Raw genomic sequence first — 23671 nt, 5'->3', positions numbered from 1 at the left:
CGCCCGGGAAGCACCCCCGTCGGGATCCGCCTCACGGAAGGTCCGCCGCGATCAGGTGGAAGAAGCTGCCGGTTACGGGTCCGACCCGATGACCGGCGAATCCGAGATCCACGCCCTCCGCGTCCGAAACGCGGGCAAGGGCCGTTGCCTCGGGGGCGCTGGGCGAGAGTTCGCTGGCATAATGGAACTCGTGCCCGATGAGCCGCGAGCCGCCCGGTCCGAGCATGCTGGACTCGCAGAGCCGGGCGACGCGATAGCCGAGATGCAGTTTGCGCTGATGATAGGATGTCGCCACCGGCAGGAGTCCCGCCATGGCATGGGTGACGCCGTCCGCGTCCTGCAGCGTCTGTCCGAGGACCATGTACCCGCCGCACTCCCCATGGACGGGGCGTGTCCGGGCGAAGTTGCGCAGACCCTCCAGGAATAAGGAGGCACCGGCGATCCGGCCCGCGTGCAGTTCGGGATAACCGCCGGGCAGCCAGCAGACGTCGCAATCCTCCGGCGGCCCCTGGTCGGCGAGCGGCGAGAAGGGGACGAGTTCGGCGCCGGCCATCCGCCAGCCGGTCTCCAGATGCGGATAGAGGAAGCTGAACGCCGCATCCCGGGCGACCGCTACGCGCTGACCAGGCGGCTGCGGCGGTCGGCCACCGGAGACCGGCACGGCCCCCCCCGCGCAGGCCCTGACCGCGTCGAGATCGATCCCCGCTTCCGCGAGATCGGCGAGGCGGTCGAGACGTGCGGCGAGATCGGCAGTCTCGCCGGCCTGGACGAGACCCAGGTGACGTTCGGGCAGGACCAGCTGCGCGTCGCGCATCAGCGCGCCGAGCACCGGCAGCCCGGCGCGCTCCATCCCGGCCTCCACGAGGCGCCGATGGCGGGCGCTCGCCACCTTGTTGAGGATGACCCCGGCGATCTGCACCCGGGGATCGTAGAGCTTGCAGCCCAGCGCCACGGCGGCGGCCGATTGCGCCGCGCCCGACACGTCCACCACGAGCACGACCGGCCAGCCGTAGCGCGCCGCGATATCGGCATTCGCCCCAGTCCGGTTCTCGGCGGCGCGGACGCCGTCGAACAGGCCCATGGAGCCCTCGGCGATCACGAGATCGGCGCTCGCCGCCGTCTCGCCGGCGAGCGCATCGAGGAACGGCGTCGCCATGGCGAAGCTGTCGAGGTTGAAGCTCGGATGACCGGTCGCGGCCTGGTGGAAGGCCGGGTCGATGTAGTCCGGGCCGCATTTCGCGCCCCGCACCCGCAGGCCGCGCCGGGTGAGGGCGCGCAACAGGGCGAGGGTGACGGTCGTCTTGCCGGAGCTGGAGCGCGGCGCCGCGACGAGGAGGCCGGGGGCGCTCACGATCGTTGCCCCACCGTGCCGCCGGGCCGGTAGCGCCGGTCGTAGTCGGGCGCGTAGAGCGCGCTCTCGCGGAACTCCGCGGCGCCCAGCGCCGGTCCGACCAGGATCAGGGCGGTACGCTCAAGGCCGGCCTCCGCGACGAGGCCGGGCAGCGTGGCGAGATCGCCGACGAGGGCCCGCTCGTCCGGCCAGGAGGCCCGGAACACGGCCGCGGCCGGGCATGTCGGCCCGTAGAAGGGGATCAGTTCCGCGGCGACCGCCTCGACCACGTGGATCGACAGGTGGATCGCCAGGGTCGCGCCGGTGGCCGCGTAGGCCGCCAGGGTCTCCCGCTCGGGCATCGCGCTCGCGCGCCCCGACGTGCGGGTCAGGATCACGCTCTGCGCCACGCCCGGCACCGTCAATTCGCGGCGCAGAAGGGCGGCCGCAGCGGCGAAGGCCGGGACGCCCGGCGTCACCGTGTAGGGAATGGCCAGCGCGTCGAGCCGGCGCATCTGCTCGGCCAGCGCGCTCCAGATCGACAGGTCGCCGGAATGCAGGCGCGCCACGTCCTGCCCGGCCGCATGCGCCGTCCGGATCTCCGCCACGATGGCGTCGAGGTCAAGGGGGGCTGTATCGACGATCCGGGCGCCAGGCGGGCACCAGCCCAGGATCTCGGGAGCGACGAGCGAGCCCGCATAGAGGCAGACGGGGCTGGCGGCGATGCGGTCGCGCCCGCGCACAGTGATCAGGTCGGCCGCGCCGGGGCCGGCGCCGATGAAGTGAACGGTCATGATTCCCGTGTCGTGTCGTATCGGACCGCCAGGGCGCAAGTGGCGCCGCCGCTCGCGATCCGAGGCAAAGCGAGGCGGCTCCGGGGTCCCGCGCCGGCGAGGGCCGCCGCCTCGGCCAGCGAGCCGACCCCGCGCAGGCGCTCGATCCGCGCGGAGCGGGTGACGATCTCAACGTCGCGCGCCTCCAGTGCCTCGGGGGAGACCGGGTGAGGTGACAGGCCGAACCGCGCCGTCGCGGCGCGGATCGCCGGCTCCGAGGCTCGGTCGGCCGCCGTCGCCACGGCCGTCAGGTGCGATCGCTCTGCGCCGAGTGTCGCAAGCGCCCGCTCGATCAGCGCCGCGATCTCGTCGGGGTCGGTCCCACGGCGGAAACCGATCCCTGCGACCAGCGGCCCGGTCACGGCTTGGTCCAGGCCCATTGGGTCACCGCCATGGCGGGGCGCCAGCCATTCATCGCGCCGACCGGACTTGCCCGCTCGACACCGTAGCGGCGCAGGCTGCCGCCCTGCGTCGCGAAGGCCGCCAGCAGCGCGGCCTCGCCTTCCAGGGTGACGGCGTTGGCGACGCAGCGCCCGCCACTCCGGAGGGCCGCGAGCACCGCCGACAGAACCCCCGGCTCCGAGACGCCGCCACCGATGAACACCGCGTCCGGCGCCGGCAGTCCGTCGAGCGCCCCAGGGGCCGCGCCGATGACGACGGCGAGATCCGGCGTCCCCAGGGTCTCGGCGTTGCGGCGGATACGCTCGGCCCGGTCCGGACGGCCCTCGACCGCCGTGGCGCGCAGACTCGGATGGCGCAGCATCCACTCGATCGCGATCGAACCTGCGCCTGCACCGACATCCCAGAGATGCAGGCCCGGATGCGGACGAAGCGCGGAGAGCGTCAGAGCCCGGATCTCGGCTTTGGTGAGCTGTCCGTCGCTCTCGAACAGGTTGTCGTCGAGGCCCGGCGCGAGGGGCAGGGCGCGGCCGGCACCCGCCACCGCGATCGCCACCGTGTTCAGCGGATCGATGGCGGCATCGTCGAACGCGTCGGCAAGGCCCGTGCGGACGCGCTCGCGCGGGCCGCCCATCGCCTCCAGCACCGTCAGCGTCGACGCGCCGAAGCCCCGCTCTCGCAGCAGGGCGGCGAGCACGCCGGGCGTCGTGCCGTCCCAGGACAAAACGAGCAGCCGCGCCCCCGGCTGGAGATGCGGGACGATCCGGGTCAGCGCGCGCCCATGGAGCGTGACCAGCGCGCACTCCGCGAGCGGCCAGCCGAGCCGCGCGCAGGCGAGGCTGAAGGCCGAGGGCTGCGGAAAGGCGCGGATCTCGCCCGCCGGCACTATCCGGGCGATTTCGGCGCCGATGCCGTAATGGAACGGATCGCCGGTGGCGAGGATGCAGGTTGGCTCGCCGCGCCGCGCGAGGATCTCGGGATAGGCCTCGTGGATCGGGCTCGGCCAGGATCGCGTCTCTGCGCCGAGCGGCCCCGCGAGGGCGAGGTGGCGCCGGCCCCCGTAGACCACACGGGCGTCGTCGAGCGCGGCGGCGGCGGCCGGCGTCAACCCGGCCCGGCCGTCTTCGCCGATCCCGACGATCGACAGCCAGGGAGTGCTCGACAGAGGCTCAGCGCTCATGGACAAGGCGCCCATGACCTCGGCGCCCCCGACCAGCGACACGATGCGGATCCTGATCCTCGGCGGGACCGGCGAGGCGAGCACCCTGTCCCGGTCGCTCGCCGGTCGTGCGGACCTCTCCGTGATGCTCTCGCTGGCCGGACGGACTTCGTCGCCGAAACCCGAGCCGGTGCCGACGCGAAGCGGCGGGTTCGGCGGCGTCGAAGGCCTCGCAAGCTACCTGCGCGCCGAGGCGATCACCCACCTGATTGACGCGACTCATCCATTCGCCGCGACGATATCGGGCCACGCAGAGCGCGCGGCGGCATCGGCGGAGGTGCAGCTCCTCGCAATCCGCAGACCGGCCTGGAGCCGCGAGCCCGGCGACGTGTGGATCGAGGTCGACCGGATGGAGGAAGCGGTGGCCGCGCTCGGAGCGAAGCCCCGGCGCGTGTTCCTGACGGTCGGACGGCAGGAAGCCGGCGTCTTCGCGGCGGCGCCCCAGCATGCCTACCTGGCGCGAACGGTGGAGCCTCTGGGCGGGATCCTGCCGGTGCCGGATCTCACGGCTCTGGAGGCACGCGGGCCCTTCGATATCGCGTCCGAGGTCGCGCTGATGTGCGCCAGCGGAACGGAGGTCTTGGTCAGCAAGAATGCCGGCGGGGCAGCGACCTACGGTAAGATCGCCGCGGCGCGCAGCCTCGGCATTCCCGTGGTGATGGTGCGTCGGCCGGGCAAGCCGGACGTACCGAGCGTCCCGGACGCCGCGGCCGCCCTCCGCTGGCTGGACAGGGGCGCTCACGCTGGTCCCGCGACCTTGCGGGCGGTGTAGACGAAGGGCGTCCGGCCCGCGCGCGGGATCAGCCGCGTGGTCGAGGCGCCCAGGATCACCATCGTGGCCATGTCGGCCGGCACGGCGCGCGCCTCCGCGAGGGGCGCGACCCGGATCGCCTCGTCGGGCCGGCTGATGGCGCGCGCGAACATCACCGGGGTGTCGGGCGCGCGGATCCCGGCCGCGATCTCCAGCGCCGCACCGAGTTGCCAGGGCCGGGCGGTGGAGATCGGATTGTAGAGGGCGATCACCAGATCGGCCCGCAGCACGGCCTCCAGCCGCGCGGTCACGACCGGCCAGGGCTTCAGGTTGTCCGAGAGGGACAGTGCGCAGAAGTCTCCGCCGAGCGGCGCGCCGAGTCGGGCCGCGGCTGCCAGCATCGCTGTGATGCCCGGCTCCACAATGATCGCGAGGTCGCGCCAGTCCGGCTCGCCGTGCTCCACCGCCTCGAACACCGCGGCCGCCATGGCGAAGACCCCGGGATCGCCGCCCGAAACGACGGCGACCCGGCGGCCGGAGGCGGCAAGCTGCAGCGCGTGACGAGCCCGGTCGACCTCGACGCGGTTGTCACTCGCGTGCCGGACCAGCCCAGGACGCTCGGGCACGCGGGCGACATAGGGGAAGTAGCCGACGACGTCCTCTGCCGCGTCCAAAGCCCGGCGGGCGGACTCGGTCAGCAGCGTCGCGTCGCCCGGGCCGAGGCCGACGACGGTGAGGCTGCCGCTCAAGGCCGCCGTCCCTCACCGGGCAGCAGCACCATCGAGAAGTAGGGCGCGTCGTCGTCGGCCTTGTCGGCCAACATCACGACCCGCTCGCCCGCCATCGTCCCGCGCTCCACGTAGACCGCGCGCGCGAGCAGCCCGGCGGCCGACAAGGCGGTGCGCACCTTCGGGAGATGGCGCCCCAGCTTCATCACCACCGCGGCGTCGGTGCCGCGCAGGCGCTCGGTCAGCGCGTCGAGCGACAGGGTCGCCGGTAAAACGGTGAGGACGTCGTCGCCCCAGGTGATCGGCGTTCCGGCTCGGGTCCAGCAGCCCGACATGCCGGTCACGCCGGGAATCACCTCAACGGGGAAGCGGTCCTTCAGGCGCCGCCACAGGTGCATGAACGAGCCGTAGAAGAACGGGTCGCCCTCGGACAGGATCGCGACGTCGCGCCCGGCGCCGAGATGATCGGCGAGTTGCCCGGCCGCGTCGTCGTAGAAGCCGGCAAGGGCCGCGACGTAATCCGGGTGCTCGGGGTGAATCTCGGTCGTGTAGGGATAGGCGAGGGCCATCTCGCGGGCCGGGTCGCGGACGATCGCGTCCGCGATGGCGCGGGCATTGCCCCGCCGGCCGCGCTTGCAGAAATGCACCAGCACCGGCGCGCGCGTCAGGATGCGCTGCGCCTTCACGGTCAGCAGTTCCGGATCGCCCGGGCCCATCCCGACGCCGTAGAGCGTGCCCGTCACCACGGCCGCGGGTACTTCCTCGGCCAGGCCGTCGAGGCGTTCGAACCCGTCCATCACTCGACCCCGCTGGCGAGCGCGTTGACCGCCGCGGCTGTCATGGCGCTGCCGCCGCGCCGGCCGTGCACGACCACGAACGGCACGCGGCCGTCCCGGGCCAGTGCCTCCTTCGATTCCGCCGCGCCGACGAATCCAACCGGGATGCCGATCACCGCGGCGGGAGGCGCCACGCCGGCATCGAGCAGCTCCAGAAGGCGGAACAGGGCGGTCGGGGCGTTGCCCACCGCCACGACGCTGCCCGGGAGGTACTCGCGCCAGAGTTCCATGGCCGCGGCCGACCGGGTCGTGCCGAGGCTCTTGGCGAGATCCGGGACGCGCGGGTCGCCGAGGGTGCAGATCACCTTGTTGTCGGCGGGCAGCCGCGTGCGGGTGACGCCGTCGGCGACCATGCGGACGTCGCAGAGGATGGGGGCGCCGGCCTGAAGGGCCGCGACACCGGCGTCGGCGAAACCAGGCGCCATTTCCACGTCGGCCGGCAGATCGGTCATGCCGCAGGCATGAATCATGCGCACGACGACGCGCTCGGCGGCGCCCGACCAGCGCCCGAGATCGGCCTCGGCGCGGATCATCGCGAATGAGCGCGCGTAGATCGCGCCGCCGTCGCGGATGTAGTCGTAGCGGGACGTGGATTCGAGGGCCGCGGCCGGCTCCGATCCTGTCTGGCGCAGGGCGTTCTGGCTCGCGCTCATGCCGGTCTCCTGGTCCTCCCGCACACCGTTCGAGTCGTCTCCGGCGCGAAGGCAGCGGAAAGCCCGATGGTCTTGGCCCTTCCTAGACGCTCCAGCACGGCCTCGATAGGGAGATCCATGGCCGGCTCATCGCCGGGGGCGCCGCCGATCACCACGCCGTAGAGGCCATTCCGGCCGACAAGGGTCAGGTCGGCCGGACCCGGATTGGCGCAGCCCTTGGCGCAGCCGGAGACATGCGCGGCGCGTCCCAGCGCCGCAAGGGCGGCGAAGGTCTCCGCGAGGCGCGCGGCATCCGCGAGGGTGGGGGTCGATCCGGAGGCGCAGCCCGGGGCACCGGTGCAGGCATCGATCGCTCGTCGCGGGTCGCCGGGTGCGACGATGAAGACTTCCGACAGGGCCGCCGTCGTTGCCGCCGTCGGCGTGTCGGGCGGTGCCAGCAGAACGAAACCCCGTGTCGTCGAGAGCCGGATCTCACGCGCCTTGAGCGCGAGAGCGGCGGCAGCGACTCGGTCGAGGGCGTCGGCCGTGCAGCGCCCGAAAGGCGCGTCGATGATCAGGGTCCGAAGGCTTTGCCCGGCTGCCGCGTCGAGCGGACCGCCGTGCTCTCCGGGCCGATCGGAAGCGCCGTATGGCGAGTTGTCGGAGCGGAGTGGCTCGGTCAGCGCCGTAAGCTCATCTCGCGACAGGTCGCGCATGCGGCGTCGGCGGGTCCGCGCGAAAGCGGTCAGCAGCGCCGTCACGAGGCGGGCCGCCTCGCCGGCCCGGCAGGTCAGGAGCTCCTGAAGCCCGTCATCACAGGCAGCCGCTATCACCACAATGCCTGCGCCCCGAGCGATCACAGCGCAATCGGCCTCCGGTATCGCCCAATCACCGCGCCCGTCGACGACCACCAGTGTCTTGGCCGGCAGGCCGGGGATGCTCAGCCCCGCGGCCTCGATCGCAGCGGCCAAAGCCGGCACGTCGATGATCTCCTCGGGATCGCGGCCCGCCAGAGGGCTCGTGAGCGTCAGGCGCTGGGGGCCGCCATCGGCGCGCACGTCGCCGAGCCCCTCGGCTGTAAGCCATGCGGCGAGGGGCGCCCGCGTCGCTTCGGACACCCCACGGATCTGGAGATTGGCCCTGGCCGTGAGATCCAGATGGCCGTTCCCGAAGCGCCGCGCGCCCTCGGCAACGGCGCGAGCCTGGTCGAGCGTCAGAATGCCGAGCGGCGGATGCACCCGTGCCAGGAGCCCGTCGCCGGTGGGCATGGGACGGGCCAGGCCGGGGCACCAACCTCGGCGGGCGGGCGCCTCCGGAAGGGCGCGCCGATAAGGGGCCGCGCTCATTCCGCCGCCTCGCGCAGAAGGGCGTCAGTCGGGAGGGCGTTCCGCCGGCTGTGCCAGAGGCCGCGGTCCCGGGCCTCATCGAAGCGCTCCAGGATCGCCCGGGTGGCCGCCGGGTTGGCGGCGCGCAGGCGCTCGAACACCTCGGCATCGGCGATCCATGCGGTGTACAGCGCCTCGAAATCGCCGTCGGACACCGCATCGCTGGCGGCGGCCAGGACGAAGACGGCGTCGAGCCCCTGGGCGAATTCCTGCGCGCCGCGGTAGCCGTGGCGGAGTTGGGCCGCGATCCAGCGGGGATCGGCGAGACGCCCGCGGATCAGGCGAGCCGCGTCCTCCCGGGCGGTTCGCGCCTTCGGCCGTTCCGGCACCGAGACGTCGAGGCTGTAGAGTGCGGGACTGGCCCCCGCCAGGGCTGCGGCGGCCGCGAAGCCGCCCATGGCATCGACCGCGGCATCGCCGTCGAACAGATCCCGCTCGGCCACGTCGAAAGCGTGGAGATAGGCGTCGGCTGCCGTCACCCGGGCGGCGAAATCCGCGTCCGGCCCCTCGCGATCTCCGTAGGCGTGGCCGCTGGCAGCGAGATAGGCAATCCCGAGATCGGCGCGGCCATCCCAAGTGCCGTCCAGGGCGGTCGCGGCAGTGCCGGCGCCGTAGCGGCCCGGCGCCGCTCCGTAGACCCGCACGGACGTGTCGCCCCGTCGGCGAGCGGCCGCGAGCGGGTTCTCGTCATCGGCCTCGTCCCGCTCAGCAACGGCGCGGGCGGCTCGATCGAGCAACGCGAGTGTATCGGGGAACGTGTCGCGGAACGCGCCGGAGATCCGGACGGTGACGTCGATCCGCGGACGGTCCAGCATCGCGAGGGGCAGGATCTCGAAACCGGTGACCCGGGTGCTGGCATGGTCCCAGACCGGCCGGACACCCATCAGGGCGAGGGCATGGGCCACATCCTCCCCGCCGGTGCGCAGGGTCGGAGAGGCCCAGAGATCCATGACGATCCGGGCCGGATAGGAGCCCTCGTCTTGGAGAAAGCGGGTCACGACCGCGGCGGCGGCCCGCTCGCCGAGGAGCGCGGCGGCGCGGCTCGGGATGGCGCGCGGGTCGAGAGTCGCGAGGTTGCGCCCGGTCGGGAGTACGTCGGACCGGCCGCGGGACGGTGATCCGGATGGGCCGGGGGGAACGAAACGCCCGTCGAGGGCCGCCAGCAGCCCGTTCCGTTCGGCGGCCGCGCTCGCCGCCACAGGCTCGGACGCGCCGTCGGACGCACGCCCGAAAACGTGGAGGCCGTCGCGAAAGACGGTCTCGCCAAGATCGCAGAGATGGGCGTCGAGCCGTGTCAGCGCCTCGTCCATCGGCGTGTCCGCGCCGATCCCGGCACCGTCCAGCAATCCGGCCGCCTCCGCCTCCTCGAGGATGGCGCGGGCGACGAGGTCCGCGCGGCGGGGATCGAGCACGCTGGCGGCGGAATACTCCTCCACAAGCTCACGCAGCCGCGCAGCCTCGGGTGTGAGCGTGTGGACGGCGATGTTGGGTGTCAGATGACCGAGCGCCACCCCGCCGAGGCGGCGCTTGAGCGGCGCGGCCTCGCCCGGGTCGTCGACGATGAACGGGTAGATCACCGGCAGGCCGCCGACGCAGAGCGCCGGGAAGCAGGCGGGCGAGAGGGCCACGGCCTTGCCCGGCAGCCACTCGGTGGTGCCATGCGTGCCGAGCTGCACCAGAGCGTCGAAATGATGCCGCAGGCCGAGGTAAAAGGCCATGTAGGCGTGGGTCGGAGCGCGGTCGAGGTCGTGATACCCGGTCTTGCGATCGGGATCGCGCCCGCGGTCGGGCTGCAGGAAGACCGCGAGATTGCCGCGGTCCGGTATCGGGGCGGCCTCGGCGGCGCTCGTCACTATCCGGAACCGGAAGGCGCCGTCGATGCAGACCGGGTCCGCTTCGGCCTCGCCCCAGAGCGCGGTGATGGTGGTGCGTGCGTCTTCGGGAAGAGAACCCCACCACGCCTTGTAGGCCGCGAGCGGCACCTGGAACTCCGCCGGGCCCTCCGTGAGATCGGCCATCAGCGTTGCGGCCTTCGGAAGCGTGCCCGCCTCGTAGCCTTCAGCGGCGAGGTCGGCGGCGATCGCGCGGACGCTCTCGGGCGTGTCGAGGCCGACCGCGAAGCCGGCCCGGCCGCCGCGGGCCGGATAGTCGGACAAGACCAGGGCGACGCGCCGCGCCGCCCGGGGCAGGGCGCCCAGCCGCAGCCATCCCGCGGCCCGGTCGGCAAGCGCGGTAATGCCGGCGTCGTAGGGTACCGCCCGGCGCTGGGCGAAACCGGCGAGCTCCGGGCTCTCCTCCTTGAAGGAGATCGGGAAGCCCGAGAGCCGGCCGTCGAATTCCGTCAGCGCGACCTGCATGGCGAGGTCGGCCGCGCCGAGGCCCCGGGCCGAAGCTTCCCAGGCCGCGCGGGGCGAACCCACTGTGAAGGCCTGAAGCACCGGGCAATCGGCGCCGTCGAGGACGAAGTCGATGCCCTCCTCGCGGGCCGAGAAGGCGGTCGCGGCGACCACGAGATCGGGTCTGCGCGCCCGCACGGCCGCGGCGACGGCGGCGGCGGCCTCCGGCTCCTTCAGGCTGGACACCACCATCGGCAGCGTGCCGATCCCGCGAGCCCTCAAGGCCGCGGCGAGCGCGACGAACGGCTCGGTGTCGCCGCCGAGCACGGCCGAGCGGTAGATCAGCAGAAGAACGACGGGCGTGGCCGCGATCGGCGACCCGGTGAGCGGGATCGCCGTGCCGGCCGCGGCGATCGCCGCTTCCAGGGGAAGAACGCCGCAGCCCGGACACCAGGGAAAGCCGCGGGGCAGCGGCTGCGGGGGCTCGACCATGCCGGCGGCGCCCAGCCGGACCGCCAGCCTCCGCAGCATCCGCCGCAGGTTGTCGGGGCCGCCGGCACGGAAATAGGCGTCGAGCTGGCCGGCGAGGTCGGGATCGGTGGAGAACGACGCCAGGCGCGGATCGGGCCGGTCATCGCCCGGCAGGACGGCCAGCACGACGCCATGCGCCCGCGCGGCCTCGGCGCAGCGCTCGATGCCGTAGCGCCAGTAATCCAGGCCGCCGAGACAGCGGATCACCACGACCTTGGCGTGAGCCACCACGCGCTCGACGTAGAGATCGACGGACAGCGGATGCCGCAGCTTTGCGAGCTTCGCGAGCCGCAGGCTCGGCAGGCCGGCCTCCGCGGCGTGGGCCTGCCCGACCGCCGCGAGGTCGCTGTCGGTGAACGACAGCACCACGAGGTCGCCGGGCTCCTGCCCGAGATCCACGGCCGCCTCGCCCTCATCGAGGGAGACGGCATCGATGCGCACGAGATGCACCGCAGCGGCCCCTTAGACCGAGGCCGGGCGGGGGCGCGCCACGGTCCTCATCCCGCGAGGGCCGCCGCGACGGCGCCCTTGTCGAAACCCTTGAGACCGATCACGACCAGCGTCCCGTCGCGGGCCTCTCCGGCCCGCCAGGGCCGGTCGAAATGATGGGCTACGCGCCGGCCGACGCCCTGCACCACGAGGCGCATCGGCTTGCCCTCCACCTCGGCGAAGCCCTTGATGCGCAGGACACCGGCAGCCTCGGCCGCCTTCTCGACCCGGGCCGCGAGATCCCCGGCGGTCACCGCCGGGCGGATCGGCATCGCGACGGTCTCGAAATCGTCGTGGTCGTGATCCTCGCCCTCGCCGTGATGCGAGGGACGCGCATCGAGATCGTCCTCGGCGGCCGCCGCGAGGCCGAGCAGCACCCGCGGATCGATCGCGCCGTTCTCCGTCTCGACCACCTTCACGGCCCGGGGCAGATGCCCCTCGACCTCGGCGCGGACCCTGGTCCGGGTCGCGGCGTCGATGAGGTCGGCCTTGTTCAGCACCACGAGGTCGGCACAGAGGAGCTGATCCTCGAACACCTCCTCCAGCGGGTTGTCGTGGTCGACCGACTGATCGGCGGCCCGCTGGGCGGCCAGGGCCTCGGGATTCTCCGCGAAGGCGCCCGCGGCCACCGCCGGGCCGTCGACCACCGCGACGACGCCGTCGACGGTCACCCGCGAGCGGATCGCCGGCCATTGGAACGCCTGGACCAGCGGCTTCGGCAGCGCGAGGCCCGAGGTCTCGATCAGGATGTGCTCCGGCGGCTCCGCGCGGCCGAGCAGGGTCTCCAGCGCCGGCACGAAATCGTCTGCGACCGTGCAGCAGATGCAGCCGTTCGGCAGCTCGACGATCGCATCCTCGGTGCAGCCCTCGACCCCGCAGGCGGCCAGGAAGGACTTGTCGAAGCCGACGTCGCCGAACTCGTTCACCAGGATGGCGAGGCGGCGCCCTTTGGCGTTCTCGACGACGTGGCGGACCAGGGTGGTCTTGCCGGCCCCGAGGAAGCCCGTGACGATGGTGCAGGGGATCTTATTCACGAGGGTCATTCCGCGGCCTCCAGGGTGCCGGCGGGACGCGGGCGGGATTCGGGGAAAGGGGGGATACGGGCGATCACACCCTTGCGGAACGCCTCTGGGCGGGCGCGCCACGGCACGAGCCCGTCCGGCGTCTCTGCGTACGCGGCAAGCCCGGCGAGGATCGTCTCGGCCGAAGCGGCCGGGTCCATGTCGCCATAGACGTAGGTCCAGCGGTCCGCCGAGGCGACCGCCACGGTGCAGGGGCGCTTGCAGACGGACAGGCACTCCACCGCTTCGACCCGCAGGTCCGGTGCGCCCTCGCTTCGTGCCCGAAGCGCCTCCAGCAGGCGGGCCCCGGCACGGGGGCCGTCCAGATCATCGTCCGGGCGGCGACAGGTTGTGCAGACGTACAGGACGGTCTCAGGCACGGGCCGCTCCCGGTTCCATTCCACGCGCAAAGGCCTGCCACGCCCAGCCAAACCCGAGGCCGATCAGGATCCAGAACACGAAGCTGATCGCCAGCGAGCGGGCGGCGAATTGGGCGGCCAGCACCGCGGGAAGCTCGGACGCGGCCTCCGGTGCCTGGGGCGCGCCAACGACATGCGGGGCGATGATCAGGACGAGGCCGCCGAGGATCGTGATCAGCGCGCGGCGGATCGTGATCAGATAGAGCCCCATTCCGGTCGCCGCGGCGGTCATCACCCACCACGCCTGACGGGCGGCGAGGGGTGCGGCCGCGCTTCCGGGCAGTTCCGGCGGCAGGCCGAGACCCGGCGCCAGAGCGACGCTGGCAAAGCCTGCCACCGCGAAGGCGAGACCGACCTGCGGCGTCGGCTCGCGGCCGCAGGCGAGCATCACCGCGCCGAGCAGCAGCGCGTAGCCGACGCCGCCGACGAGGGTCGCGAGACCGGTGAACGCCATCCGTGGCAGGCCCGGGCCGGGCTGCCATGCGGGCGCCGCGTCGGGCGCAGCGTGGTCGTGCCCAGCATGAGCCAGCACGATCGGCAGCGCCCGCGCGGCCTGATGGGGCGAGTCCTGCTGCTCGTAGCGCTCGGCTGCGACGATCAGCGGCGAGGTCAGCGTAAGTTCGAGGCCCGTCACGACGGCAGCCGCGAAGAAGCCGGCGGCCAGGGCCGCCGACAGAAGCCGGATGATCATCCCTGCGCCAGAGACGTCAGTGGCAGGGAAAGTTCTGGGTATGGCGAAAATCGTGCGCCGCGTTGTGGAACGCGATCGCCGGCGAGAAGCCGGCCATGAACAGCAGGCCGAGGCCCAGCATGGCAGCAAGCGCGATGGCGACGGGGCGCTCAGACGAGCGCGTGCCGGCGGCGACGGGGGCGAGGGTCTGCGTGGTCATGTCAAACTTCTCCAGCCGCCCCACCGGCGGCAATGCGGAATCCTGTCGTGACGGCAGGTCTCCTGGCTCGCGGCTCGGCGCGCCTACCGCCTTCCCGGATCGCTCCGGTGGCGCTTGGCAGGCGCTCGCCGCTCACAGTTGCGGGGGCAGCCACGGAGTCGGGGCCTAGACCCCTCACCGCATTCCCTTTTCACCCCGTTTCCGGGGCACCGTCACGCCGCCGTTGTAGACGCATGACGGCCCGGACACAACGGAGCGGCGCCGGTTCGGATCCGATTCCCCTGCCTGTCCTCGGACAGCCGGGCTTGACGGCTTCGCCCCGATGCGGGCACCGCCGCACCTGACGCCCGGCCAGCCCGGCATGGGCGCGTCCGTGCAGCTCCCGGAGATCCGATGGCCCTGGCAGACGATCCGAAGCCGGTCCTCGTCGACCTCGCGGCCGGCCGCGATCCGCGGATCGTGTCGGAATCCGGAACCGTTACGGCCTGGCTTGAGGTCGACCTCGGCGGCCGCTTCCCGATCCACTCCGTCGTCTTGCACCCCCGGAAGGGGACCGTTCCTCCGGAACCCGGCGAGGTCACGGTGGCGGTCTCGCAGGACGGCATGACGTGGACCACGCCGGACACCGCCGGCTGGACCGCGACCCCGGACGCCCTCGTGGCTGTGATCGTCTCCGATGAGCAGGCCTGGGCGCGCGCGATGAGGATCGCCGTGCCGGATCCGACCCGCATCGCAAACGTGATTGTCCGGGCCGATGAGGCCGCCGTCGATCTCATCGCCCTGCGGGCCATGCTCGGCCTCGACGTGACGCTCCTGAACGAGAAGCCCGGCGCCAACGTCTACGTAACCTACAACCTCCGGTCTGCGCCCGGCCGCACGAGCCATGCCCTGGTGGGCCTGTCGCTCTTCGAGAACGGCGCCTTCGGCAACTGCCTCGTGCAATACATTATCGCGGTCTCGATCGCGAAGGCGCTCAACCTGAAATACATAAAGGTCCCGAAAGTCGACCGCAGCAAGGTAATCTTCCTGACCGAGCGGCTGACCTGTGACGGCATCACCTTCATCCCCCCGGACGAGCCGCTGCCGCCGGACGGCTACTTCCTGTCCGGTCTCTACTTCGATCCGACGCAGTTCGAGCGCGTGACTGGTTTGCAGGAGCCGACCGATTCCCGCGCGATCGTGCAGAATGTGATCCGGCCCCTGTTCAACGGTTTGCCCAAGACCTTCCCGCCGAAGCCCGACGACCAGCTCCTGATTCACATCCGGTCGGGCGACATTTTCAGCACCTGGGTCGATCCGCACTACCCGCAACCGCCCTTCGCCTTCTACCGGATGGTCATCGACAGGCTGCTGGCCGAGGGCCGGATCCGTTCCGTGAAACTCGTCTTCGAGAACAGGCTGAACCCGGTCATTGCCGAGGTGGAGACCTACGCGGAACGGTGCGGCCTTGCGGTGGAGATCCAGAGCGAGTCGCTGATCTCCGACGTCGCCGCGCTCGTGGACGGCCGCTACCTCGTCTTCGGGCTGGGAACCTTCGGGCCGGCGATCTGCCACCTCTCGGAGCGCGTCGAGCAGGTGTTCTACTTCGCGTCCAATTGGCCGCAGGGCTTTCAGTCGATTCCGACCATCGGGAAGGTGGTCGAGGTCCGCGATCTCGAGGGGCGCTACATGAAGGTCGGCGAGTGGCAGAACACCGACGCGCAGCGCCGGACGATGATCGATTACCCGGCCGAAGCCCTTGCCTTCGACGACGCTTGATCAGAGCCGCGGCCTGCCGATCCCGGACCAGAGAAAGCGCGCCAGCCTGCGCTCAGTCCGAAGTCATCACGGCGCGGTCCTGAGCCGCTCCGCGGGCGCGCGGGCCGGGCGCGCCGAGCCGCCATCGCGCGCCTTCAACGCCTCCGTGTACATCCGTTCGACATCGGCCTTGAATGCCGCACGCGAATCCGGACGCGTGTAGAACATGTGGCCTCCCGGATAGATCGCGAGGTTCAGGCGGCCGGCGCCGTAGGCGGGGACCTGCGCCAGAAGAAGCTTCGAGGCGAAGTACGGTGTCACGAGATCGGTGAAGCCGTGCGCCACCAGGACCTGCAGGTGCCCGTCGAGCGCCAGGGCGCCCTTGAGATTCGACAGAACCTCCGGCGCCTGCCGGCCTGAGCCCCAGCTCCAGCCGCGGTTTACGGCGTTGCTCAGCAGCTCGTAGCGCATGTTGGGCACGGGCCATTTGAGCGTCCGCGCGTAGAGGTCAAGCATCGCGCTGGTCAGCGGCGCCTGGAGCGCGGTGAGCTGCGGGTCCTCGAAGCTCGATTGCGCGGCGTCCGGGTTCGGGTCCCAGCCGGTGATGCCGGTGTCGTAGGCGCTCGCCACTCGGCCCTCGGCGCGATCGATCTCGCGCTGGATGCTCCGGGTGGAGAGGCGCGCGGCCTGGGCGCGCACCAGACCGGGATCGAGTCCGACGAGCGGAGCAACCTTCTCGGTCATCCGCGCGACAGCTGCCGAATCGCTCGGCCCCTTCAGGAGGTCGGCCAGGTACGGGCCCGAGGCGTAAGCCTCCGCGTCGCCCAGGAGGGCTGGCGTCGGAACCGTCCCGGCCCGCTCCAAGGCGCCGGCCGCGAGCGCCGGCAGCTTCAGCACGTAGCCCCACGGATTGGCCCGCGGCGTCTCCAGCCATCCGAAATCAAGCACCGGCGAGAGCAGCACCAGACCGGAGAGGCCGACACCGATCTCCTCCTGAAGCTTTTCGGCGATCAGCGGGCCACGGAAGCCGCCATAGCTCTCGCCGACGAAGAATTTCGGGCTCGCCATGCGGTCGTTGACGCGCAGGTAGCGGGCGATCACCGCAGCCAGGGTCGACGCATCGGAATCGATCGACCAAAAGGCTTTGCCGTTGCCGTCCGCGGCCCGGCTGTAGCCGGTGCCAACGGGATCGATGAAGACGAGATCGGTGAAGCCCAGCCACGTCCCGTCATTGGGCGTGAGCGCCACCGGCTGCGACGGGCTGATGCTGTCCCCGCCGACAGGCAGCCGCCAGGGGCCGATCGCCCCGATGTTCAGATAGGCCGACGCGGCACCCGGCCCGCCATTCACCGCGAAGGTCACCGGGCGCTCGCGGCCGGCCTCCGGCGCCATCGTGTAGGCGACGTAGGCGATCTCGGCCTGCAACTTCCCCGCCTCGTCGACGAGCGGCAGGCTTCCGGCCGTGGCCGTGAAATCGAGGGTCCTGCCATCCGGGAGGGTGACGCTCTGTTTCGTGGTCGAATCCGGCGGCAGCCGTCGCCCCTCCGGCCCGCGCGGCGCCGGCTTGGTCTCCGTAGAAGGATGACCGTGCGGCAGCTCCTGGGCCAGAACGCCCGAGGGCGCGCCGATGGCCAGCGTGAAGGCGAGCGCAGCGCGCGTGAGACGTCTGTTGTGGGGCACCATCACGCCTTCTTGTTCCACCGTCCGGACTCGTCCTGCTGCCAGTAGGCGACCGCGTGGCCCGCCTCCTTGGCCTGCTTCCATTGCTCGCGGGCGCGCAGGAGCGCATCCTGATCGGTCCCGTCGAATAGGATGCAGATCCGCTCATACGCGCCGGCATCGGGCGGCAGGTCGGCGCCCTCGACCAGGAAGCGGATCGAGGCCGCGTTGGGGTTCACGTCCCGAAGCGTCAGCACCACCGGCTGGCTCGCCGCATCGGGCTCGCGGTCGGTGCCATGCGGCAGGAAGCTCTCGTCGGAATAGGTCCACAGGTGGTCGTCCAGCGCCTGCAGACGCTCCTCGCTCGCCGCCTGGATCGCGGCCTGCCAGCCGCGGTCCAGCGAGCGCTCGACCAGATTCGGCAGCACCCGTTCCAGGGGCTGCCGCTGCATGTGGTAGAAGAGGATCTCGGTCACGACGCTGACGATATAGGGCTCCGGACCGCCGCGCGAGCAGCGGCGCGGAGCCGCGGCTCAGACCAGCCGGCTCTGTTCGATCGCGGCGCCGATGAAGCCCTTGAACAGCGGGTGCGGCTCGAAGGGGCGGGATTTCAGCTCCGGGTGGAACTGCACACCGATGAACCACGGGTGCCCGACATGCTCCACCGTCTCGGGCAGGAGGCCGTCGGGGGACACGCCCGAGAAGCGCAGGCCCTTCGCCTCCAGCCGCTCGCGATAGGCCATGTTGACCTCGTAGCGATGGCGATGGCGCTCGGAGATCTGCTCGGACCCGTAGATCTGCGCGATCTTCGACTCGGGATCGAGCTTCGCCTCGTAGGCGCCGAGCCGCATCGTACCGCCGAGATCGCCGGCCGCGGCCCGCCGCTCCAGCTCGTTGCCGCGCAGCCACTCGGTGAGCAGGCCGACCACCGGCTCTGAGGTGTCGCCGAATTCGGTGGAATTAGCCTCCGGCATGCCGGCCAGCGAGCGGGCGGCCTCGATCACCGCCATCTGCATGCCGAAGCAGATGCCGAGATAGGGAATGCGCTTCTCGCGGGCGTAGCGGGCCGCGCGGATCTTGCCCTCGGCGCCGCGCTGGCCGAACCCGCCCGGCACGAGGATCCCGTTGAGATTCTCCAGGAACGGTGCAGGGTCCTCGCGCTCGAACACCTCGGCCTCGATCCACTCGAGATTGACCTTCACCCGATGGCTGATGCCGCCATGGGTCAGCGCCTCGGTGAGCGACTTGTAGGCGTCCTTCAGCCCCGTGTACTTGCCCACGATGGCGATCGAGACCTCGCCCTCGGGGTTGCGCACCCGCTCGGCAATCGTGCGCCACCGGCCGAGATCCGGCTCCTCGCCGTGCTCCAGCCCGAAATGGCCGAGCACCTCCCGATCGAGGCCGGCCTTCCGGTAGGAGAGCGGCACCTCGTAGATCGACGCCACGTCCCGCGCCTCGATCACCGCGGTCTCGCGGACATTGCAGAACAGCGCCAGCTTGCGCCGCTCGTCGACCGGGATGTCACGGTCGCAGCGGCAGAGCAGGATGTCGGGCTGGATGCCGATGGAGCGCAATTCCTTCACGGAGTGCTGCGTCGGCTTGGTCTTCAGCTCGCCCGCGGACGGGATGTAGGGCAGGAGCGTCAGGTGGACGTAGCAGCAGGTGCCCCGGGGCAGCTCCTGCCCGAGCTGGCGGATCGCCTCGAAGAACGGCAAGCCCTCAATGTCGCCCACCGTGCCGCCGATCTCGACCAGCACGAAGTCGAACGCGTCGTTGCCGTCGAGGACGAAATCCTTGATCGCGTTGGTGACGTGCGGGATCACCTGGATCGTGGCACCGAGATAGTCGCCGCGCCGCTCCTTGGCGATGATCTCCTGGTAGATCCGACCCGTGGTGATGTTGTCGGCCCGGCTCGCCGGCACGCCGGTGAAGCGCTCGTAATGGCCGAGGTCGAGATCGGTCTCGGCGCCGTCGTCGGTGACGAACACCTCGCCGTGCTGCGTCGGGCTCATCGTGCCCGGATCGACGTTCAGATAGGGGTCGAGCTTGCGCATCCGGACCCGGTAGCCGCGGGCCTGAAGCACCGCCGCCAGGGCCGCCGACGCGAGCCCCTTGCCGAGAGAGGAAACCACGCCGCCGGTGATGAAAACGTACCGCGTCATGAGCCTCGGTCCATAAAGAAGGTGCTGACGTTTGCCAAACGGCGAATGCCCCGGCCGTTGCATGGGCTGGGGATCACGGAACGCATGACACGGGCCGGTCGAGCACCGGCCCGTCGGAGACGGGGTGAGACGCGGCGCCGCTTCGGGCGCGGCGCGTCAGCGCGACTGCGGCGCTTCCGGAACCGCCGGCTGGGCGGGCGCGGCCGGCTGTGCGGGTGCGGTCGCGGGCACCCGGTCCTGCTGCTGGCGCAGCGTGTCGAGCAGATTGTCGGCGCCGGTCGGCTGCTTGGCGGGCTGGCCCGAGGTCTGCGGCGCGCCGGTGTCGAGGATCGATTTCGGCGCCGCGGAGCGGTGGGACAGGATGGCCAGGACCAAGCTGGTGGTGAAGAACAGGGCCGCCAGGATCGCGGTGGCCCGGGTCAGGGCATTGGCCTGGCCGCGGCCGGTCATGAAGCCGGCGACCCCGCCGCCTCCGCCGCCCAGGCCGAGCCCGCCCTCGGAGCGCTGAAGCAGCACGACGCCGATCAGCGCGAGCACGATGATGAGGTGGACGACGATCAGGACGGTCTGCATCGGTGTTCCGGGATCTTCTTCAGCGCCGCGCGCCGGCAGCGGGCACCGGGAGACGAACGCACGATGGCCGGCGCCCGCGATCGTTTCCGGTGCTCCTCGGCACGCATGCGTGCGACGGGAAGCTCGTGGGCGACTTCGCGGGCGGACCGGCCGGAATTCGGCGACGGCATACACCACCGGCAGCCCGTCGCCAACCTGACGGGCGCGGCCCGTTGTCCGCATCGGCTCTCGCCTTCGGCCGCGCCGCGTGCTCTCTCCCCGGGCGAGGGCCGCCGAGCGAACGTGCAGCCCCGTCCGGGAGGCAAACCATGTCCGTGTCACGCCGAGCGGCGCTTGCCGCCGCCATCGCCGCGCCCGTTCTGATCCGGTCGGTCCCCGGGATTGCGGCCGGAACCGACGCCGGCGACGCCGCCGCCGTGGAGCAGGCCGTCGATGCCTTGACCAAGGCGCTGTTGGCCGCGGACGGACCCGCCCTCGACGCCCTGGTTCTCGACGGGCTGAGCTATGGCCATTCCAGCGGCTTGGTGCAGGACAAGGCGGCGTTCGTCGAGACGCTCACCAGCAAGCGCTCGGCTTTCCCGAGCATCACCCTGTCGGACCGCTCCGTCTCGGTGGTCGGCGAAGATGCCGTCGCCCGACATGTCTTCACCGGCGAGGTCGTCGCAGGCGGCAAGACGGCGCCGGTGCATATCGGCGTGATGCAGGTCTGGCACCGCGACGGCGGACGCTGGCGGCTGCTCGCCCGTCAGGCGTTCAAGATCTGATGTTACGCCCGCGCGATCGCCCCGCACCGTCTTTTCGAGCGAAGCGATCCGGTTGCGCGGTGCCTTCGGACCGCCGATGCGCCGTCAGGCGTAGGCGGCGCAGATCCCCAGGAAATCTTCGGCCACGAGGCTCGCGCCGCCGACCAGGGCGCCGTCGACGTTGTCGACGGACAGAAGCTCACGGGCGTTCCCCGGCTTCACCGAGCCGCCGTAGAGGATGCGGATCTTGTGCGCCTCGTCGCCCACGAGCTTGTCGAGCATCTCGCGCAGGGAGGCGTGGACTTCCGCGATGTCGCGGGGCGTCGGCGTCCGCCCCGAGCCGATCGCCCAGACCGGCTCGTAGGCGATCACCGTGTCGGCCGCCGTGGCACCCTTCGGCAGGCCGATGGCGAGCTGCGCGCGGACGATGTCGAGGGCGCGGCCCTGCTCGCGCTCCTCAATGGTCTCGCCGACGCAGATGATGCCGCACAGACCCGCGCGCCGGGCACCCAGCGCCTTGGCGTGGACGCCGTCGTCGGTCTCGTGGTGGTAGGCCCGGCGCTCGGAATGGCCGACGATCACGTATTTGGCGCCGAGATCGGCGAGCATCTCGGCCGAGATCGAACCGGTGAAGGCGCCGCTCGGGCGGGCATGGAGGTTCTGGCCACCGATGGCGATCGGCGAGCCGGCGGCGGCCGCTACGCAGGAGCTGATCAAGGTCGCCGGCGGGCAGATCAGCACGTCGATCCGCGACGCGAGGTCCGGCGACAGCCCATCGCGAATCGCCTCGACCACCTGGATGGATGCCCGGGTCCCGTTCATCTTCCAGTTGCCGGCGACAAGCGGCCTGCGCCCCGACTGCGTCATTCCTGCCCTCGCTCCGCCGCGGCCTTTCCCGATGTCGCCGGGGCCTACCAGAGCGAGCTTGGGCGTGCAAACCGCCGGGAGCGCCCGAGCCTTTGCCTGTGGACGCGAATGGTCTATCGCGGTCGGCTCTCAGGGACAGCGCCGGCCCGGCGACGGGCTGGCTGCCGAAGGTACTCGATCACAGACCATGCTTCAGGGCATCCGCAACGCCAGCCAGCACTGGCTCGGCAAGATCGTCTTGACGATCATCTTCACGCTGCTGATCGCCGGCGTCGGGATCTTCGGCGTCGAGGAGTTCTTCCGCGGCGGCGCGAGCAACACGGTGGCGACCGTCGGCAGCACGCCGATCACCGCCGAGCAGGTGCGCCAAGCCTATCAGAACCAGCTGCAGCGCTATCAGACGCAGCTCAAGCGTCCGCTCACGCCCGATCAGGCGCGGATGCTCGGTCTCGACCGGCAGGTGATGTCCCAGCTGATCACCGAGGCCGCCCTCGATCAGAAAACCCACGATCTCGGCCTCGTCGTGCCGGATAGCGCGGTGATCAAGGCGATCCACGAGGAGAAGAGCTTCCAGAACCAGCAGGGCCAGTTCGAGCCGCAGCTCTTCTACCAGACCCTGCAGCGCGCGGGCCTCAACGAAGGCATGTTCGTACGCGAGCAGCGCTCCGTCATCGCGCGCCTGCAACTCGCCGAGGCGGTGTCGTCGGACCTGCATGTGCCGGTCGCCATGCGCGAGGCTGTCCACCGCTACACCACCGAGCGCCGCGCCGCCGCCTACCTGATGCTGACGCCCTCGGTGGCGGGCCAGATTCCCGAGCCGACCGACGACGAGCTGAAGACCTGGTACGAGGCCAACAAAGCCGGATTCCGGGCGCCGGAGTTCCGGGCGGCCAGCCTCCTCGTGGTCGAGCCGGAGGCGATGGCGAAGCCGGACGCGATCACGGAGGCCGATGCGCGCGCCGCCTACGCGCTCAACAAGGATCGCTACGGCGCGCCCGAGAAGCGCACCATCCAGCAGATCGTCTTCCCCGACACGGCCGCGGCCGAGGCGGCCCGCAAGGCGATCACGGATGGCTCCAAGACGTTCGAGGCGGTGGCGACCGAGCGCGGCACCGACGACAAGGATCTGACGCTGGGCACGCTGACCAGGAGCGAGCTGTTCGACAAGGCGGTGGCCGACGCCGCCTTCGCGCTGCCGGAGGGCGGTGTGAGCCAGCCGGTCCAGGGCCGCTTCGGCACGGTGCTGCTGCGGGTGACCAAGGTCGACCCCGGGACGGTGAAGCCCTTCGAGGCCGTCGAGGGCGAGATCCGCAAGGCCCTCGCTCTGGCCCGCGCCCGCGACGCGATGGAGACGACACGCGACGCGATTGAGGATCAGCGCGCCGGCGCCAAGCCGCTGGCCGACATCGCGGCGGAGCGCGCGCTCAAGCTGGTCGCCGTCAAGGCCGTCGACGCCAACGGCAAGGGGCCGGACGGGCAGCGTGTCGCCGATATCCCCGATCCGGACACCACGCTGCCGGCCCTGTTCCGCGCCGAGATCGGCGGCGACAACGAGCCCCTGCGCACCAAGACCGGCGGCTATGTCTGGTACGACGTCACCGGGATCGACGCGGCTCACGACAAGCCCCTCGATCAGGTCAAGGACGGCGTGAAGGCCGGCTGGACCGCGACCGAGATCGCGAAGCGCCTTCAGGCCAAGGGGCGCGAGCTGGTCGAGAAGATCAACAAGGGCGAGACGATGGAAGCGGCCGCCCAGGAGGTCGGCGTCAACCTGCAGGAGGCGCAGGATCTCGCGCGCAACCAGGCCAAGGACATGCTCAAGCCGGACGACGTGAACCTGATCTTCGCGACGCCGGTGGGCAAGGCCGGCACGGCGGCGGCCGGGGATTCGCGGGCGGTCTTCAAGGTCACGGCGGCGACGGTTCCGGCCTTCGTGGCCGACAGCCCCAGCGACAAGCAGATCACGCAGAGCTTCCAGGCCGCCCTCGCGGACGACGTGTTGTCCCAGTATATCAGCGAGGTCCAGAAGAACGCGGGCGTCAAGGTCGATGCGCCGGCCCTGCGCCGCGCCATCGGCGGCGAGTATTGAGG

22 protein-coding genes and 1 riboswitch are annotated in these 23671 nt (G+C 71.4%); of the genes, 4 read left to right on the top strand and 18 right to left on the bottom strand.

What is annotated here, in order from left to right; all coding sequences use genetic code 11:
- Positions 1–31: 31 nt before the first annotated feature.
- The 4 genes from CIW48_RS17480 to cbiE are packed head-to-tail and all read right to left on the bottom strand — an operon-like array spanning position 32 to position 3742.
- Positions 32–1354 (bottom strand): cobyrinate a,c-diamide synthase, encoded by a 1323-nt coding sequence (locus CIW48_RS17480; RefSeq protein ID WP_149311909.1) that lies wholly within the window; start codon positions 1352–1354, stop codon positions 32–34.
- Positions 1348–2124: a precorrin-4 C(11)-methyltransferase gene (gene cobM, locus CIW48_RS17475; protein WP_149311908.1), complete on the bottom strand. Its 777-nt coding sequence runs from the start codon at positions 2122–2124 to the stop codon at positions 1348–1350. Before cobM ends, CIW48_RS17480 begins: the two co-directional genes overlap by 7 nt.
- Positions 2121–2543 carry a cobalamin biosynthesis protein gene (locus CIW48_RS17470; protein WP_149311907.1) on the bottom strand — a complete coding sequence of 141 codons (423 nt, stop codon included), beginning with the start codon at positions 2541–2543 and terminating at the stop codon, positions 2121–2123. Before CIW48_RS17470 ends, cobM begins: the two co-directional genes overlap by 4 nt.
- Entirely contained in the window at positions 2522–3742 is a 1221-nt protein-coding gene (cbiE, locus tag CIW48_RS17465; protein ID WP_149311906.1) for a precorrin-6y C5,15-methyltransferase (decarboxylating) subunit CbiE, read from the bottom strand. The genes CIW48_RS17470 and cbiE overlap by 22 nt, the downstream gene beginning before the upstream one ends.
- A 13-nt stretch (positions 3743–3755) precedes the next feature.
- On the opposite strand from cbiE, the gene CIW48_RS17460 reads away from it, so the two are divergent.
- Complete coding sequence (locus CIW48_RS17460) at positions 3756–4553, top strand: cobalt-precorrin-6A reductase (RefSeq protein WP_246695291.1); 798 nt, start codon at positions 3756–3758, stop codon at positions 4551–4553.
- Here the strand turns inward: CIW48_RS17460 and cobJ are convergent.
- The 9 genes from cobJ to CIW48_RS17415 are packed head-to-tail and all read right to left on the bottom strand — an operon-like array spanning position 4520 to position 13839.
- Entirely contained in the window at positions 4520–5281 is a 762-nt protein-coding gene (gene cobJ, locus CIW48_RS17455) for a precorrin-3B C(17)-methyltransferase (protein WP_149311904.1), read from the bottom strand. The two genes, CIW48_RS17460 and cobJ, sit on opposite strands and share 34 nt — an antisense overlap.
- On the bottom strand, positions 5278–6057 hold the full coding sequence (locus CIW48_RS17450; protein ID WP_149311903.1) for a precorrin-2 C(20)-methyltransferase: 780 nt from the start codon (positions 6055–6057) through the stop codon (positions 5278–5280). Before CIW48_RS17450 ends, cobJ begins: the two co-directional genes overlap by 4 nt.
- Complete coding sequence (locus CIW48_RS17445) at positions 6057–6749, bottom strand: precorrin-8X methylmutase (protein WP_281407357.1); 693 nt, start codon at positions 6747–6749, stop codon at positions 6057–6059. The genes CIW48_RS17450 and CIW48_RS17445 overlap by 1 nt, the downstream gene beginning before the upstream one ends.
- Positions 6746–8074, bottom strand: a complete 1329-nt coding sequence (cobG, locus tag CIW48_RS17440) for a precorrin-3B synthase (RefSeq protein WP_149311902.1) — start codon at positions 8072–8074, stop codon at positions 6746–6748. Before cobG ends, CIW48_RS17445 begins: the two co-directional genes overlap by 4 nt.
- Positions 8071–11430: a cobaltochelatase subunit CobN gene (gene cobN, locus CIW48_RS17435; RefSeq protein ID WP_149311901.1), complete on the bottom strand. Its 3360-nt coding sequence runs from the start codon at positions 11428–11430 to the stop codon at positions 8071–8073. Before cobN ends, cobG begins: the two co-directional genes overlap by 4 nt.
- Positions 11431–11477: 47 nt before the next feature.
- On the bottom strand, positions 11478–12512 hold the full coding sequence (gene cobW, locus CIW48_RS17430; RefSeq protein WP_149311900.1) for a cobalamin biosynthesis protein CobW: 1035 nt from the start codon (positions 12510–12512) through the stop codon (positions 11478–11480).
- Positions 12509–12910, bottom strand: a complete 402-nt coding sequence (locus tag CIW48_RS17425) for a DUF1636 domain-containing protein (RefSeq protein WP_149311899.1) — start codon at positions 12908–12910, stop codon at positions 12509–12511. Before CIW48_RS17425 ends, cobW begins: the two co-directional genes overlap by 4 nt.
- Positions 12903–13640 (bottom strand): CbtA family protein, encoded by a 738-nt coding sequence (locus CIW48_RS17420; protein WP_149311898.1) that lies wholly within the window; start codon positions 13638–13640, stop codon positions 12903–12905. Before CIW48_RS17420 ends, CIW48_RS17425 begins: the two co-directional genes overlap by 8 nt.
- 16 nt (positions 13641–13656) lie before the next feature.
- Positions 13657–13839, bottom strand: a complete 183-nt coding sequence (locus tag CIW48_RS17415) for a CbtB domain-containing protein (RefSeq protein ID WP_173009296.1) — start codon at positions 13837–13839, stop codon at positions 13657–13659.
- Positions 13840–13873: 34 nt separating this feature from the next.
- Positions 13874–14068: riboswitch (cobalamin riboswitch) on the bottom strand.
- A 164-nt stretch (positions 14069–14232) separates the two neighbouring features.
- Here CIW48_RS17415 and CIW48_RS17410 point away from each other — a divergent pair.
- Entirely contained in the window at positions 14233–15597 is a 1365-nt protein-coding gene (locus CIW48_RS17410) for a discoidin domain-containing protein (protein WP_149311896.1), read from the top strand.
- A 66-nt stretch (positions 15598–15663) separates the two neighbouring features.
- Here the strand turns inward: CIW48_RS17410 and CIW48_RS17405 are convergent, their stop codons facing one another.
- The 4 genes from CIW48_RS17405 to secG form a co-directional block, all read right to left on the bottom strand.
- Entirely contained in the window at positions 15664–17259 is a 1596-nt protein-coding gene (locus CIW48_RS17405) for a peptidase S10 (RefSeq protein WP_149311965.1), read from the bottom strand.
- Positions 17259–17711 (bottom strand): DNA polymerase III subunit chi, encoded by a 453-nt coding sequence (locus CIW48_RS17400; protein WP_091778806.1) that lies wholly within the window; start codon positions 17709–17711, stop codon positions 17259–17261. The genes CIW48_RS17405 and CIW48_RS17400 overlap by 1 nt, the downstream gene beginning before the upstream one ends.
- 57 nt (positions 17712–17768) lie before the next feature.
- Positions 17769–19397 carry a CTP synthase gene (locus CIW48_RS17395; protein WP_149311895.1) on the bottom strand — a complete coding sequence of 543 codons (1629 nt, stop codon included), beginning with the start codon at positions 19395–19397 and terminating at the stop codon, positions 17769–17771.
- A 156-nt stretch (positions 19398–19553) separates the two neighbouring features.
- Positions 19554–19970, bottom strand: coding sequence for a preprotein translocase subunit SecG (gene secG / locus CIW48_RS17390; protein ID WP_149311894.1), 417 nt, complete (start codon positions 19968–19970; stop codon positions 19554–19556).
- Positions 19971–20278: 308 nt separating this feature from the next.
- On the opposite strand from secG, the gene CIW48_RS17385 reads away from it, so the two are divergent.
- A complete protein-coding gene (locus tag CIW48_RS17385; RefSeq protein ID WP_149311893.1) occupies positions 20279–20734 on the top strand; it encodes a nuclear transport factor 2 family protein in 456 nt (151 codons plus the stop codon).
- Positions 20735–20818: 84 nt separating this feature from the next.
- On the opposite strand, the gene tpiA is transcribed toward CIW48_RS17385, so the two are convergent.
- The gene (gene tpiA, locus CIW48_RS17380; RefSeq protein ID WP_149311892.1) at positions 20819–21580 is read right to left on the bottom strand and encodes a triose-phosphate isomerase; all 762 of its coding nucleotides are present in this window, start codon (positions 21578–21580) and stop codon (positions 20819–20821) included.
- Between the two features lie 187 nt (positions 21581–21767).
- Here tpiA and CIW48_RS17375 point away from each other — a divergent pair, with 187 nt between their 5' ends.
- Entirely contained in the window at positions 21768–23669 is a 1902-nt protein-coding gene (locus tag CIW48_RS17375) for a peptidylprolyl isomerase (RefSeq protein WP_149311891.1), read from the top strand.
- Positions 23670–23671 lie beyond the last annotated feature (2 nt).

Origin of the sequence: Methylobacterium sp. P1-11, assembly GCF_008329595.1 — a bacterium.
Taxonomy (GTDB): domain Bacteria; phylum Pseudomonadota; class Alphaproteobacteria; order Rhizobiales; family Beijerinckiaceae; genus Methylobacterium.
Note: the sequence above shows the minus strand (reverse complement) of the source record. Positions and strands in the feature narration are given on the sequence as shown.

Coding starts and splice junctions, on each gene's coding strand:
- tpiA (WP_149311892.1), bottom strand. CDS start 21,580: ATGACGCAGTCGGGGCGCAGGCCGCTTGTCGCCGGCAACTGGAAGATG.
- cobW (WP_149311900.1), bottom strand. CDS start 12,512: ATGACCCTCGTGAATAAGATCCCCTGCACCATCGTCACGGGCTTCCTC.
- cobG (WP_149311902.1), bottom strand. CDS start 8,074: ATGAGCGCGGCCCCTTATCGGCGCGCCCTTCCGGAGGCGCCCGCCCGC.
- CIW48_RS17470 (WP_149311907.1), bottom strand. CDS start 2,543: ATGGGCCTGGACCAAGCCGTGACCGGGCCGCTGGTCGCAGGGATCGGT.
- CIW48_RS17420 (WP_149311898.1), bottom strand. CDS start 13,640: ATGATCATCCGGCTTCTGTCGGCGGCCCTGGCCGCCGGCTTCTTCGCG.
- cobM (WP_149311908.1), bottom strand. CDS start 2,124: ATGACCGTTCACTTCATCGGCGCCGGCCCCGGCGCGGCCGACCTGATC.
- CIW48_RS17385 (WP_149311893.1), top strand. CDS start 20,279: ATGTCCGTGTCACGCCGAGCGGCGCTTGCCGCCGCCATCGCCGCGCCC.
- CIW48_RS17410 (WP_149311896.1), top strand. CDS start 14,233: ATGGCCCTGGCAGACGATCCGAAGCCGGTCCTCGTCGACCTCGCGGCC.
- CIW48_RS17460 (WP_246695291.1), top strand. CDS start 3,756: ATGACCTCGGCGCCCCCGACCAGCGACACGATGCGGATCCTGATCCTC.
- CIW48_RS17415 (WP_173009296.1), bottom strand. CDS start 13,839: ATGACCACGCAGACCCTCGCCCCCGTCGCCGCCGGCACGCGCTCGTCT.
- CIW48_RS17445 (WP_281407357.1), bottom strand. CDS start 6,749: ATGAGCGCGAGCCAGAACGCCCTGCGCCAGACAGGATCGGAGCCGGCC.
- cbiE (WP_149311906.1), bottom strand. CDS start 3,742: ATGAGCGCTGAGCCTCTGTCGAGCACTCCCTGGCTGTCGATCGTCGGG.
- CIW48_RS17375 (WP_149311891.1), top strand. CDS start 21,768: ATGCTTCAGGGCATCCGCAACGCCAGCCAGCACTGGCTCGGCAAGATC.
- CIW48_RS17405 (WP_149311965.1), bottom strand. CDS start 17,259: ATGGTGCCCCACAACAGACGTCTCACGCGCGCTGCGCTCGCCTTCACG.
- secG (WP_149311894.1), bottom strand. CDS start 19,970: ATGCAGACCGTCCTGATCGTCGTCCACCTCATCATCGTGCTCGCGCTG.
- CIW48_RS17450 (WP_149311903.1), bottom strand. CDS start 6,057: ATGGACGGGTTCGAACGCCTCGACGGCCTGGCCGAGGAAGTACCCGCG.
- CIW48_RS17395 (WP_149311895.1), bottom strand. CDS start 19,397: ATGACGCGGTACGTTTTCATCACCGGCGGCGTGGTTTCCTCTCTCGGC.